This window comes from Nocardia sp. NPDC004260 (genome assembly GCF_053603155.1).
This window is the reverse complement of sequence record NZ_JBSGEZ010000124.1, coordinates 1-11751: the sequence shown is the minus strand read 5'-3', so window position 1 is coordinate 11751 and position 11751 is coordinate 1. Positions and strand designations below refer to the sequence as shown.

The 11751-nt window shown below is 64.2% G+C and carries 18 protein-coding genes; 13 read left to right on the top strand and 5 right to left on the bottom strand.

Annotation, left to right across the window (positions count from 1 at the left end; genetic code table 11):
- The first annotated feature begins 75 nt into the window (after positions 1-75).
- The 3 genes from ACWEO7_RS36255 (at position 76) to ACWEO7_RS36245 (ending at position 2166) form a co-directional block, all read left to right on the top strand.
- A complete protein-coding gene (locus tag ACWEO7_RS36255; protein ID WP_452429996.1) occupies positions 76-261 on the top strand; it encodes a hypothetical protein in 186 nt (61 codons plus the stop codon).
- A gap of 371 nt (positions 262-632) precedes the next feature.
- The gene (locus ACWEO7_RS36250; RefSeq protein ID WP_452429994.1) at positions 633-1148 is read left to right on the top strand and encodes a nuclear transport factor 2 family protein; all 516 of its coding nucleotides are present in this window, start codon (positions 633-635) and stop codon (positions 1146-1148) included.
- A 212-nt stretch (positions 1149-1360) separates the two neighbouring features.
- Positions 1361-2166, top strand: a protein-coding gene (locus tag ACWEO7_RS36245) for an IS5 family transposase (protein ID WP_452429998.1) whose coding sequence is annotated in 2 segments (ribosomal slippage) — positions 1361-1691 and positions 1691-2166 — 807 coding nt in all. Because the reading frame shifts where the segments join, the coding sequence is not laid out codon by codon here.
- A 9-nt stretch (positions 2167-2175) separates the two neighbouring features.
- On the opposite strand, the gene ACWEO7_RS36240 is transcribed toward ACWEO7_RS36245, so the two are convergent.
- Positions 2176-2721: a hypothetical protein gene (locus ACWEO7_RS36240; RefSeq protein ID WP_452429993.1), complete on the bottom strand. Its 546-nt coding sequence runs from the start codon at positions 2719-2721 to the stop codon at positions 2176-2178.
- A gap of 123 nt (positions 2722-2844) precedes the next feature.
- On the opposite strand from ACWEO7_RS36240, the gene ACWEO7_RS36235 reads away from it, so the two are divergent.
- On the top strand, positions 2845-3384 hold the full coding sequence (locus ACWEO7_RS36235) for a MarR family winged helix-turn-helix transcriptional regulator (protein WP_452429991.1): 540 nt from the start codon (positions 2845-2847) through the stop codon (positions 3382-3384).
- Positions 3385-3743: 359 nt separating this feature from the next.
- On the opposite strand, the gene ACWEO7_RS36230 is transcribed toward ACWEO7_RS36235, so the two are convergent.
- The gene (locus tag ACWEO7_RS36230; protein WP_452429989.1) at positions 3744-3962 is read right to left on the bottom strand and encodes a transposase; all 219 of its coding nucleotides are present in this window, start codon (positions 3960-3962) and stop codon (positions 3744-3746) included.
- Here ACWEO7_RS36230 and ACWEO7_RS36225 point away from each other — a divergent pair.
- The 4 genes from ACWEO7_RS36225 to ACWEO7_RS36210 all read left to right on the top strand — a co-directional run bounded on the left by ACWEO7_RS36225 (position 3952) and on the right by ACWEO7_RS36210 (position 6893).
- Entirely contained in the window at positions 3952-4539 is a 588-nt protein-coding gene (locus tag ACWEO7_RS36225; RefSeq protein WP_452429987.1) for a recombinase family protein, read from the top strand. The genes ACWEO7_RS36230 and ACWEO7_RS36225 overlap by 11 nt on opposite strands.
- Positions 4536-4778, top strand: a complete 243-nt coding sequence (locus tag ACWEO7_RS36220; protein ID WP_452429985.1) for a hypothetical protein — start codon at positions 4536-4538, stop codon at positions 4776-4778. Before ACWEO7_RS36225 ends, ACWEO7_RS36220 begins: the two co-directional genes overlap by 4 nt.
- A 118-nt stretch (positions 4779-4896) precedes the next feature.
- The gene (locus ACWEO7_RS36215) at positions 4897-5868 is read left to right on the top strand and encodes a hypothetical protein (protein WP_452429983.1); all 972 of its coding nucleotides are present in this window, start codon (positions 4897-4899) and stop codon (positions 5866-5868) included.
- Positions 5869-6599: 731 nt separating this feature from the next.
- Entirely contained in the window at positions 6600-6893 is a 294-nt protein-coding gene (locus ACWEO7_RS36210; protein ID WP_452429981.1) for a hypothetical protein, read from the top strand.
- A gap of 647 nt (positions 6894-7540) precedes the next feature.
- Here ACWEO7_RS36210 and ACWEO7_RS36205 read toward each other — a convergent pair.
- Positions 7541-8137, bottom strand: coding sequence for a TetR family transcriptional regulator (locus tag ACWEO7_RS36205; protein ID WP_452429980.1), 597 nt, complete (start codon positions 8135-8137; stop codon positions 7541-7543).
- A gap of 95 nt (positions 8138-8232) precedes the next feature.
- On the opposite strand from ACWEO7_RS36205, the gene ACWEO7_RS36200 reads away from it, so the two are divergent.
- The 5 genes from ACWEO7_RS36200 to ACWEO7_RS36180 all read left to right on the top strand — a co-directional run bounded on the left by ACWEO7_RS36200 (position 8233) and on the right by ACWEO7_RS36180 (position 10504).
- A complete protein-coding gene (locus tag ACWEO7_RS36200; RefSeq protein ID WP_452429978.1) occupies positions 8233-8658 on the top strand; it encodes a YybH family protein in 426 nt (141 codons plus the stop codon).
- A gap of 123 nt (positions 8659-8781) precedes the next feature.
- Positions 8782-9225, top strand: coding sequence for an integrase core domain-containing protein (locus ACWEO7_RS36195; RefSeq protein ID WP_452429976.1), 444 nt, complete (start codon positions 8782-8784; stop codon positions 9223-9225).
- Positions 9226-9265: 40 nt separating this feature from the next.
- Positions 9266-9391: a hypothetical protein gene (locus ACWEO7_RS36190; RefSeq protein WP_452429974.1), complete on the top strand. Its 126-nt coding sequence runs from the start codon at positions 9266-9268 to the stop codon at positions 9389-9391.
- Positions 9392-9428: 37 nt separating this feature from the next.
- Positions 9429-10139 (top strand): SDR family NAD(P)-dependent oxidoreductase, encoded by a 711-nt coding sequence (locus ACWEO7_RS36185; protein WP_452429972.1) that lies wholly within the window; start codon positions 9429-9431, stop codon positions 10137-10139.
- A 164-nt stretch (positions 10140-10303) separates the two neighbouring features.
- Complete coding sequence (locus tag ACWEO7_RS36180; protein WP_452429970.1) at positions 10304-10504, top strand: IS3 family transposase; 201 nt, start codon at positions 10304-10306, stop codon at positions 10502-10504.
- A gap of 689 nt (positions 10505-11193) precedes the next feature.
- On the opposite strand, the gene ACWEO7_RS36175 is transcribed toward ACWEO7_RS36180, so the two are convergent.
- Both ACWEO7_RS36175 and ACWEO7_RS36170 read right to left on the bottom strand, forming a co-directional pair.
- A complete protein-coding gene (locus ACWEO7_RS36175) occupies positions 11194-11316 on the bottom strand; it encodes a hypothetical protein (RefSeq protein ID WP_452429968.1) in 123 nt (40 codons plus the stop codon).
- Between the two features lie 80 nt (positions 11317-11396).
- Positions 11397-11612: a winged helix-turn-helix domain-containing protein gene (locus ACWEO7_RS36170; RefSeq protein ID WP_452429966.1), complete on the bottom strand. Its 216-nt coding sequence runs from the start codon at positions 11610-11612 to the stop codon at positions 11397-11399.
- Positions 11613-11751: the final 139 nt, after the last annotated feature.

Sequence of the window (11751 nt, the reverse complement as noted above, 5' to 3'; positions counted from 1 at the left end):
ATGTGTTCATGCGGTACGAGCTGGACTGAAGGCTGTGCCGGATGTATGCGGTGCCGTTGCCCGTCGGAAGCGGAGTTGAGCGGCGACGTGAGCGATCGCGTCGCCGTCTTCTATCACCGGGGAATGTCCATACTTTGCAACCTGGAAGCCCTGGGGCCTGTCGGACTCCTCGAGGTCCGGAAAGCGGCGCTGGCCAGAGAGTTCGGCATCAGCCGCGAAACCGTCTACGCCAACCTGCAGGCCGAGACCGCCACGGCCTGACCTGCGGAGTTTCCAGGTTCGAACACGAGAACGACAGCATGGCCCAGCGTGGCGCTGATTGTTTCCGAGATATCGTTGCGCCCGGCGCGACTTCGGCTCCCTCTGCAGTTCAGCACCGGATCCAGAACTTTGCGCGCAATCAGCGTGGACGAGACGCCATGAGCCGGATCGCGCGCCTCGTTGCGGAAACGGCCCGCAAGACTGGCACCTTGTTGCGGCGAGCCGACACACGCGTCGCCAATCGCTCATTTATGAGAACGCGAACCGCCGCCGCTGAGTCCCGTAGTTATAGTTAGCTGAGTTCACGCGGTCGCGATGCGCAGGCCGATCAGCACCGCGGAGACGATCAGGATCACCGCCGCCGGTGCGACGTGGGCGGCGTCGCCGCCGCGACAATGCCACGCGGCGCATCGACGGCGAGGTGTTCGCCAACCTGTCCGCAGACGAGATCACCACGCTGTACGGACTGCTCTCCTGGGTGCGTCCAGCATCGGGCGGAGTCGCCGGGGGGTGCGACGAGGTCTGACAATCATCACCAACCTTGCGACCGCGCATCCCTGCTCGAGCAAGACCAGCGTTTCTTCGACGCCCAGGTCGCCGCAGACACCACCAGCCTGAACGATCTGCTGGCCGAGGATTTCATCCTGGTCGCCGCCGACAACGGCTCAACCATCACCAAGACCGACCTGCTCGGCGTGATGGCCTCGGGGACGCTGCGGTTCCCAGCCATCCAGTCCCGCCCCGCAGACGCCATCGTCCGCCGAATCGCCGACGTCGCCATCGTCGTAGACCGGGCCAGCATGAATTTCACCAATCCTGACGGCACCGCCTTCACAAGAGCCAGCTGCTACACCCACGTCTTCAGCTTGGACAGCAACGCCGGATGACGCCTGGTGTCTGCCCAGGGCACGCAGATCACCGCGGCAACTCAGTCCTCGACCCAGTAGTCCTTGCCAGCATTCCGCCGCCGCGGGGCGCAGGGGACGCCAGCCGCCGCCGTCCAGCTTGGCTGGTTCGGCCTCGACGTCGACGGCGATCACGCCGAAGAAGTTGACGTTCGAGCGCTGTGCTGCATGATGTTCGACTCGTGGTCGATGGGTTGTCGAAACGTCTCGTCCCGGACGAGTTGTGGGCCCTGGTCGAGCCGTTGCTCCCGCAGTTCACTGCGCGTCCGCAGGGTGGTGGCACCGCCCCCGTTGATGAGCGGGCGGTGTTCACCGCGGTGGTGTTCGTGCTGACCAGCGGCTGCGCGTGGCGGATGCTACCGCCCTCGTTCGGGGTCACCGTCCCGACCGCGCATCGCCGGTTCAGTGTGTGGACCGAAGCCGGGCTGTGGCGGCGTCTGCACAACACTGTCCTGGATGAGCTGGGCGGCGCGGGCTTGATCGACTGGTCGAGAGCGGTGATCGACGCAGCGAGTGTGCGGGCGAAAAGGGGGGACCTTTAACCGGCCCGAGCCCGGTCGATCGCGGCAAGCCCGGCTCGAAGATCCACGTGCTATCCGACCGCGCGGGAATCGTTCTATCGGTGGGCGTCTCGTCTGCTAACACCAACGACGCCGAAGCGCTGCGGCCGCTGGTCAAAGCAATTCCTGCCACCCGATCGCGGCGCGGTCCGCGCCGACGCAAACCAGGCAAGCTGCACGCGGACAAGGCATACGACACCGCCGAACTTCGGCAATGGGTGCGAAACCGCGGGATCGGCGTCCGCATCGCCCGCAAAGGCATCGAATCCTCCCAGCGCCTCGGCCGCCACCGGTGGGTGATCGAACGCACGATTTCCTGGCTGACCGGCTACCACCGCCTCAGCATCCGCTACGACCGCAAGGCCACACACTTCCTCGCCTTCCTCACCCTCGCCGCGGCACTGACCTGCTACAAGAAACTCGCCAAATCAGCCACGTGAGACACGCTCTTAGCGAGTACTGCCATTGGTCCGGCGTCGAGGGACCAACCCTGCGGGTATCCGGTTGCGTTCGAGGATGAGCGCAAGCCCGACGATGGTGAGTGTGAGCATCAGGACTGCGGTGGCGACGTTGTTGGGCATGCCGAGTGTCTCGGGCCGTCGAAGTGGGTGGCTGTATACCGGGTCGTCGTCGAAGAAGTAGGAGGTACCGGGCCAGCAGCCCGCGGCGAGCACGGCGAGCCAGAATCCGGCCGAGAGGTAGGCGCCGACGGTCATGCCGAAGCGGTCGGTGACCGGTCGGCCGAGCAGGCAGACCAGCGCTCCGAGAGCGAGAGCGATCCCAGCGAAGAACGACATCGCGGTGTGGAGCTTGGCATGCGGCAGAAAGGCGGGGTTGTTCATGTGGGCGCCGCGCAGGATGACCCCGTCGAGGAGGACGGGCACGACGAGTGTCGCGACGGCGACGATGACGAGCAGTGCCCGCCCGATCTGCGCTCTCGTGGTAGTCGACGCCTCGGACCGGACTTGTTCTTGTTCGACGGTGGGATCGGACATGTGAAACCTCCTGACATCGCAAAAATAATCATCTCATATGAGATTATAGCATTTGGTCTGACCGGGAAGGGGTGTCGACGCCGGTGGTGTGGCTTCGCCCGACTTCGGTGGTATCGATCGAAGATGTTCTCGGGCGAGACGATAGTGTCGAAGGTGACCGTGGGTGCACCCACAGAGATGGAGGCGGCTGCCATGTCCAACCGGTACGAGATGCCGGATTACGCGATCGGCCCTCTGCTGCAACGAGCCCATCGACACGCAGCCGACACATTCAATGCTGCGCTGACCGGGCTCGACATCCAGGGCCGACATTTCGGTGTGTTGATGACCTTGGACAGGCTCGGCCCGACGAGTCAGGCACGTCTGGCGGAGCATCTGGGCGCCGACAAGTCCGCGATGGTGCGCATGATCGACCACTTGGAGTCACGCGGATTGGTCGAGCGCTGCGACCATCCGACCGACCGTCGCATAGCCGCCGTCACGTTGACCGACTCCGGCGCGAAGGCGTTCGAGCGCGCCCAGCAAATCGCCGAAAAGGCGGCCGACGACATGCTGGAGGGGTTCGACCGCGACCAGCGCGCGCAGTTCAAGCGCCTGTTGGGAATGTTCGTCGACGTCACCCCTAGTGGTTCAGCACCCCTTCCTGGCCCCGGCCGAAACTGACCAGCACGCGGCGCACCGATACGGCGGGGGCTTCGCCTTGCGGCGAGCCGCCGGATTCTCCTTCGACAGCACCCCATAACCCACTCGCGGCAGACATCGACTACCGCCACAGATGGGGAGTGGTCGCCGGGGCGGTCGGGTTGGATGGCGAACGGGGACCGGGAACCCTGGCCTTTCCCGGCCCCCTCTTCTCCGTCCGCGCCGGGTGGGCTGCTTCTGCGCCGAACCCACCCGGGTTTCGATATCCCTCGTGGTCGGCGATGCCGGTTTCGCACGGCGACGGCCGGTAGCAGAAGACTGCTGAAGAAGCCACGCGGGCACCTCGCAGTCTGGCGAGGCATTGTCGGCGGCGGTATCGGTTACCCCTCACCACATGAGGACAACCGACAACGACCCGCCCGCCCGTTCGAGCCCGCTGGCGCCGTACCGGTGGCGCGGGCGTGGCGCACCCACAGCCGCAGCGTTTCCGGATGCACTCCCAGATCACGGCCTACCGCCGCATACGTCTTGGCCGGATCCGACAGATACAACGCAACCGCGTCGGCGCGGAACTCCTTCGGATAGGGCTTGGTCCCCACGATCAACTCCTCGATCCCCGGACCCAACGGCCCGGCTACTCAAGGTGTCCACACCCCAGGGGGAGTTCCCACCGGCGAGGACTGCCTGAAGATCTACACCGACCACGCCTCGGGCACCCACGCGGACCGGCCGCAGTGGCAAGCATGCCTGAACGATCTGCGCCCCGGCGACACCCTGATCGTGTGGAAGATCGACCGGCTCGGTCGCAATCTGCGCGATCTGATCGACATCGTCGGCGGCCTCGAGGACCGCGGGGTCGGGGTGCGGTCGCTGACCAACGGGATCGTCGACACCACCACCGCCCACGGCAAGTTGGTGTTCGGGGTGTTCGCGCTCATGGCCGAATACGAAGCCGCCCTGATCGCCGAACGCACCGCCGCCGGCCTGGCCGCCGCCCGCGCCCGCGGCCGCCGCGGCGGCCGCAAACCCAAAATGACTCCCGTACTGGTCGAGCGGGCCCAGCGCATGTACGACTCGAAGACCTTCACCATGGCCGAGATCGCGGCCACCTGCGGCGTCACCCCCATGACCATCTACCGCCACATCCGCACCGACCCAGCGAGCGCAACCCCATGAACGACACCTCCACCCTCACGATCACCGACACCGGGCACACCCGCCTGGCCGCACTGGTACCCACCAAGGTCGCGCGCCACTACGACGTGCCCCACCGCATCGCCCAAGGGATGGATCAAAGCCCTGCAGCACCGAGGGAAACTGGCCATCCCGTGGCCAGTGACGATGGCATCGAATTCCTCGGTCAGCACCGTCGGGTGCTGCGCACTGACGGCGCTGCGTTCATGCGAGCGCTGTGACAGCCATTCTTGAGGAGCTACTACCGGCTGATCGACGAAAGTTCGCGCCCGGATGCAATCGGCCCGTGGTCGGGTTGACGCGGTGCAACGGCCGCAAGACAACCTATAGTGATCGACTGTGAATAAGGCCCTTTTCGAAGTTCTCCGGGATCTGCGTGGCGGGCTGGCAGATGTAATCCGGAAAGCCGGTACGGCGAAGGCAGGCCACCTGATAAACACCAGCCGCGAGACCGGCGGCGCGGCCAGACGCTATGTGGATGCAGATCACCGAGGCGCGCCCGCTGTCAACGTGGCCTGGCAGGCCGATGCTGGCATCGGAGGGCAAACGCGACATCGAACGGCAGCATACGTGCCGGACCCTGCCGAAATAGCCCTGCGGGAACTGCGATTCCGTAAACCGAATCACGAAGACCGGTTGACACCGTTCGAGAAAGGTAAAAACACTGTACATATAGTGCGGGGCAGCGACGGTGAGCGGTATGTATTCAAACCGGTCCGCGGTGAGAAACTCGGCCTGCGTGACGCGATACCCTCACGGCCCGGCGAATACGCGAAGCGAGAAGTCGCGGCCTACCGCGTCGACCGGCTGTTGGGGTTTGGGCTGGTACCACCGACTACCTTCGCCACTGGCCCCAAGCGTATAGGCCGAGGTTCGGTACAAAAATTTGTACCCTCGTCAGAGGCCGAGATTGTAGAAAGTTATCCCGAGGGACAACGGGAACGGATGGCTGTGCTCGACTACGTCATCGGCAACACCGACCGTCGTTACGGTAACTTCCGCACTGTAAAAGAACACGACTGTCCTGCCAATGAACGGAAAGTACTGGCCATTGACCACGGACTGGCCTTTCCCGAGACAGCTCACGCTCCCTCTTACGGGTTCTTCCACGAAAGTTACGGAGGAAAGCCGATAGGTGAGGAGGTTATGGCCAGTCTGCGAGCCGTGGACCAGGAACAACTTCGAGCAGCCCTCCGCGACACGGATTTGAGCACATCTGCGATCGCCGGCACGCTCGACCGGCTGAACCATTTACTGTACCTCGGCCACATCCCAGAACCTCGATGGGGCGGCAATGTTGGCCCAGGTTAGCACAATTCAGCCCCCATTCGGGGTCTATGCGCCCCAGTGCCCGTCGATGCAACCGTCCCGGTGGGGCAGCTGAGTCGCTGCCCGATCAAGTCGCCGGGCTGGCATCGGAACTCGCACGGATCGGGTGCGTTCGACGATGACAGACGCGGCAGAGGTGGCATCTCAGCACAAGGAGCTGAAGAAGTGGGGCGGATCGCCGGCTGCCGAAGCGACCGGTCAGCAGCTACGAGTGCGCGTATGGAAAGGCATCCGCCCTGAGTAAAACGCACCCACCGACTGGGTATTGTTCGACCGCGCCATCCCTCGCGGCGACACAACCAGCCTGCTCGACGGATCATGAATGAGGGCGCTCCGCTTACGAATACTCACTTCGACCGGCTCCACCGGGTCCACCAGCATATCGCTCAGGAATGTCCGGATGGCCTGCGGGAGCCATGGTGGCAGGACAGGTCGCTTTTGGCGGAGTTCGTTGTGGTGGGAAGCCGGGATAATCGTAGGCCTGGAGTGTTTCCCGGGAGGATATGGTGGACGAGGCGGGACAAGGTGGGGGTGAGCGGGAACGCTGGGTCGTGCAGGTCGATCGACGCTGGAACCCGTCGAATCCTTCGGAGACACCTCCCATCGATGATCCTGGGTGGGTGGATGTTCGACGGCGACACCGCTGGCCCGTTTCACCCCAACCCGAACTACTACCTTCCGGCGACGATGTGCCGTGCGATCCCGTTGATGCGGTGCTGCGACTGGCCGCTGACGGCGCGGACATCGTCTCGGCCGTCCACAACTCGGTGGTCGAAATCGGTTGCGACGAAGACGATCAACCCCTGATCGGGTTCGCTCCCGACGGGGTGGCCTGCATTGTCGTCGCCACTGCCGCGGTGTATAAACGCGGCGTCGAGGTGGAGCGCTGGAACGCGGCACCGGGGAGCGTGCTGCCGCAGATCGCGCCGACGAATGTCGACATCATGCTCAACCCGGCAGGCTCCGCACCGTTTCGGCTCCGTACCGAGGCGCTCGCCCAGGATTGAGGATCGCCGTTCGGTATGGCGCCGCCGATCGTAAGCCTGTCCTCGAGATTGACCGAGGCTGCCGTGCGTGTGAGTGCGAAGTTCAGGGAAGGTACCCAGATGGTGCACCTGAGCGTCGCCGACGTCGCCGCGGACCTGCGCTAGTGGAACACGCGACTGGGCGCCGGGGACCGAGACTTGAGTAACCGGATCAAGGCGGTCCTCGCGCGTGACCCAGATACACCGGTGTTCATGAGCGAGAACCGGACGCTTTTCACCGCCGATGTAGTCCACAGTCTGCCGATCCTCCGAGGCACACGGTGGTCCGGACGGCTACGACATCATGGTCGATACCGGGCGCACGATGCAGCGATTGGGCGTGGACGATTATACCTTCGGGCGCGTGCTTGCCTCGAACGAGCACCTCTTGAGGGCAGTTCGCGCCAAGCCGAAAAGTCTGCTGATCCAGATGTCGTGTTCTCCGGCCGGCGGGCCGGCTTCCCGTGAGTCCGCCCGGGTGCTACACGAAGCAGGGCTACATCTCGACGTGTACGCCGCCAACGAAACAACGGAGACCACTTGGCGTCATAGGTTCTCGAAGACCTACACCAACCTCGGTGTCGGCGGCGGTGGGAGTGGGCCCGGCGTTGGGGTCGGTGCCGCCCGGTTTATTGGGTGAGTGCTTCGCGGAGTAATCGCAGTGCGCTCGCGCAGGCTTGGTGTAGGTCTTCGGTGCGGTCGTGGCGTATCCAGTCCGCGACGGCCAACCGGATGGTTTGACTTACGGTGTGGACGATGATGCGGGCACGAAGTTCGCTTGTGGCCGTTCGGGTTTTGCCGTCGAGCAGGGCGTCGGCCATCGACTGCTGGTCTTGCCAGACGAATCGCTCGAGGCGAGCCTGGCATGCGGGTGTGGTCCGAAACAGTCGATAACTGCGTTCGAGCCGGTCGGGTCGGCGGGCAGACATGGCGGTCACGATGGATCGCGCGATGAAATCCACGTCGCTTTCGCCGGGCCGGTGGCCTCGGCCGAGGCAATCACGCAGTACGTCATCGACGTCCGGGTCGGCGACCAGGATGTCCTCCTTGGCGGGAAAGTACCGGTAGAACGTTCGCGGTGAGATCTCCGCCGCCGCGCAGATCTCTTCGACGGTCACCGCGTCGAAGCCTCGGTCGAGGAACATCGTCAGCGCGATGTCGATGACGGTGTTTTCTGTGCGGCGGCGATGGCGTGCCCGCAAGCCGACTCCCTGACCAGCAGTCATAACTACTGATGTTACCTGTCCTGTCACATGTGTAATATGGCATGTGTGCCAGTTGGCGTATGCGCCATCGGTGCGGATCGATGAAAGGAGCCGTCATGGCCGGCTTGGCTACTCTGCAAGCAGTGGATCTGCGTGATTTCCCCCGGTACTGGGAGGATCTGTTCGACACGGGCGACTACGGCGAGATCGCCGCTCACTACACGCAGGACGCGCAGCTGATAGCGACCGGGTTCCCGACCGTGATCGGCAGGGCGGCGATCACCGAGTTCTGGCGCCGCGCTGTTGAGGGGGTCGCGTCCGCCGGTATACGTCGCACCGTTGCGGTCGACCACGTCGAATCATCCGGTGCACTGGGCTACATCCAGGGTGCCGTCACCCTGGCCGGACCGGTCGGCGAGATCATCGCGGTAGTGCGGTATCTGACGATGTGGCAGCAGGAACCCGACGGCCGATGGCGCCTGGCGGTGGACATATCGAGCCCGGATCCGATCACCCCTACCGACCCTCCCCCGACCGATTAGTGCCTCACCCAGCGCTGCAGCCGTCGTCGGCTCCATCACCGTGTCGGATGGCGGACACGGCGAACCTTTACCCGGCGGTGGCCAGGCAGGTCAAATCACCGATGTCGCGCTACAACGAGGCTAGTGGACCCGTGCTATTTGTCGGCCTGGTACGGCTGGGTCTATGTGGCGTTCGTGATCGATGCCTACGCGCGGCGGATCATCGGCTGGCGCACCGGCACCACGATGACCACGAGCCTGTTGCTCGACGCGATCGAGCACGCTATCTGCGATCGCGGCACGCAGTACACCGCCTCGGCGACCGCTGCCGCCTGCACGCGACACGGCTTGCTCCACTCGGCTGGCTCCACCGGCATTTGCTGGGACAACGCTGGTGCGGAAAGCCTGTGGTCGAGTTTCAAGCACGAATGCTACTACCGGCACACTTTCGCGACGAAGACCGAACTCATTGACACAATTGACAATTGGATGCAGTTCTTCAATCATCAGCGGCGACACTCGGCGATCGGAATGCTCTCACTCATCGACTACGAGCAGTCCCTCAACGCAGCCCCCGAAGCAAGCTAACCTTGTCCACTTTTCTAGGGGAACCCCAGTGGAATCGGCGGTGGCACACCTGGAGACCTGGCGGCTGTTGTCCGGGCAAGGTGGCTGCTACCGGCTACCGATCGAAACGTTCGCCACCACATCGCAGGCCATCATCGGCCTACACTTCTTCAGCACTTACGAATAGGCCTCAAGAAGTCCCAAATACTCATTACAGTGGCAACATGACAGCAACACTGATTACTGGAGGGAACAAGGGCCTTGGTTTCGAGACCGCCCGCCGACTCATTGCTGCGGGCCACACCGTGTATGTTGGGAGCCGGGACACCGCACGCGGTCGCAGGGCCGCCGAGCAACTGGGCGGCCGGGTAGTCCGACTCGACGTCACCGACGATACGTCCGTGGAGGCCGCAGTCAAGGCCATCGAGGCCGATGGCGGGCTGGATGTGCTCGTCAACAACGCCGGCATCGCTCCGGAATGGACTGATACCAACGTCGTGATCGGCGCTAAGGACGTCACAGCCGAATTGATGCGGCAGACATTCGAAACGAACGTCTTCGGCACGGTGCGCGTCCTCCACGCGTTTCTCCCACTGCTGCAGCGTTCCACCGCCCCGGTGGTCGTCAACGTCAGCAGCAGCCTGGCCTCGCTTACGCTAACCACCACTGTGACCAGCCCGGAATTCGCCTATCCCGGCGTCGCCTACCCGGCGTCGAAGACTGCAGTCAACATGATCACTGTCCAGTACGCGAAGGCGTTTCCGAACATGCGGATCAATGCGGTGGAGCCGGGCTTCACCAGGACCGACATGAATGGAAACACCGGCCCCCAGACCGTCGAGCAGGGCGCCGAGATCATCGTGCGCATGGCGCAGGTAGATACTGACGGCCCCACCGGGAGCTACGTCGCCGCAGGAGACAGCCTTCCTTGGTAAGCGGAGGTTTCCGTAAGTCGAGTTCGTATTGCGGGTGCTGGGTATCGCGTCGTCGACGTTCTATGGTTGGCTGCAGCAGGCCAAGGCTCGGTCGCGACGGCGGCTGGCCGATGAGCAGTTGCTGGCTGAAATCGTCGATATCCACACCAGGTCCGGCGGCACCTATGGATCTCGGCGGGTGCACGCGCCGCCGCGGCATCGCGGTGGGTCACAAGCGGGTCGAGCGGCTGATGCTGCGGGCGGGGTTGCAGGGCACGTTCCTGCGGAAGTGGCGTATCCCGTCGACGCGGCAGAACGCACGAGCGACGCCTGCGCCGGATCTGGTCAACCGGGACTTCACCGCAGACGCCCTGGACCGGTTGTGAGTGGCCGATGCCACGATGCCACACGGATCCCGACCGCTGACGGCGGTTCTGGCTGGCGGCGGTGCGCGACGCGTTCCAACCGAATCGTGGGCTGGAAATGCTCGGACCGCTGCGACACCGAGCTGGTATTTGTGGCGCTCGAGTACGCGGTATGGGTGCGGGACGTGCGTGACGGGCATCTAGTCCATCACTCCGACTGCGGCTCGACCAGCGGATTCAAAGGGTCGACGCAACACGTTGTTGCAGCGATCGTAGCTGCTCCTGACATCGCTTCGATCGGTGTCCGCCATCCGAGGACTTTCCGCGGACAATTGTCGTGAAGGTACGGCTCGACGACGCGAGCTGAATCCGCCTCGCCTCATGCACATCGGCGGCGCGCCATCGAAACGTGTTCCGCGGTGTTGTTGTCGCCACCCGAGCATGCACGACAAGCAGCGCCGATCCGTCACGTTGCGCGACGCGTTCTATTGAGCCGAAGCTATGTCATTTCCTCCAGGGTCGTGTAGCGGACATGCGGGGGAAAGTAGCCGCGGACAATGTCGGGTTGGCGTTGGCGGCGGTGTAGGAACCGGCGGGTTGCAGGGGGGCGAGGTCGTCGCGTGAGCGGGCGTGGGCAGGGTAGACGTGTCGTTGGATGCCGACATTCAGGTGAAGTCGGATGCGGTGAGTGTTGGCGGCCAGCCAGGCGGTTACCGCTTGCTGCCGTGCATCGGGTGCCGGTCGGCGGTCACATGGACCTTGCGCCCGGCCTGGCGGGCGAGCCGGTCGAGAAAGGTGATGAACACCTTCGCGGTGAAGGGGCCAGTGAACACCGAAAACCACAGTGTGCCACGAAACGCGATGGCGGTTGCCGTTGACCCGCACCACCGGTGTGCTGCCCTCCGGCGCCCAGCTACGCCCCGGCGGGGCGACGTCGCTGCACCGCCCGCACTGATCGGTCCAGGCCACCATATCGTTCTCGCTGCGGGTGCGAGCGACGATAGCGGGGTACTCGGTGTGTCCAACCACGCCGCACCACCTCAGGTTTCTGCTGGTAGGCCCGCCGTGCCGGGCGCTGCGGAGTGAACCCGTGACGGCGCAGCCATTTGCCCACTCCCTGCTCGGTCATCACTACCCCCGACCACCATGCGGATCAGCTCGGCGACCAGGGCACGGGTCCACAACGGACCGCCGATCAACAACTCCTCAGGGTGTAGTCGGCCATCGCGGCGAACAACACCGCACGATCGGCGGCCCTCATCAGCTCA

Coding starts and splice junctions, on each gene's coding strand:
- ACWEO7_RS36170 (WP_452429966.1), bottom strand. CDS start 11,612: ATGACCGAGCAGGGAGTGGGCAAATGGCTGCGCCGTCACGGGTTCACT.
- ACWEO7_RS36235 (WP_452429991.1), top strand. CDS start 2,845: ATGTTCTCGGGCGAGACGATAGTGTCGAAGGTGACCGTGGGTGCACCC.
- ACWEO7_RS36200 (WP_452429978.1), top strand. CDS start 8,233: ATGGCCGGCTTGGCTACTCTGCAAGCAGTGGATCTGCGTGATTTCCCC.
- ACWEO7_RS36205 (WP_452429980.1), bottom strand. CDS start 8,137: ATGACTGCTGGTCAGGGAGTCGGCTTGCGGGCACGCCATCGCCGCCGC.
- ACWEO7_RS36220 (WP_452429985.1), top strand. CDS start 4,536: ATGAACGACACCTCCACCCTCACGATCACCGACACCGGGCACACCCGC.
- ACWEO7_RS36180 (WP_452429970.1), top strand. CDS start 10,304: ATGGATCTCGGCGGGTGCACGCGCCGCCGCGGCATCGCGGTGGGTCAC.
- ACWEO7_RS36240 (WP_452429993.1), bottom strand. CDS start 2,721: ATGTCCGATCCCACCGTCGAACAAGAACAAGTCCGGTCCGAGGCGTCG.
- ACWEO7_RS36185 (WP_452429972.1), top strand. CDS start 9,429: ATGACAGCAACACTGATTACTGGAGGGAACAAGGGCCTTGGTTTCGAG.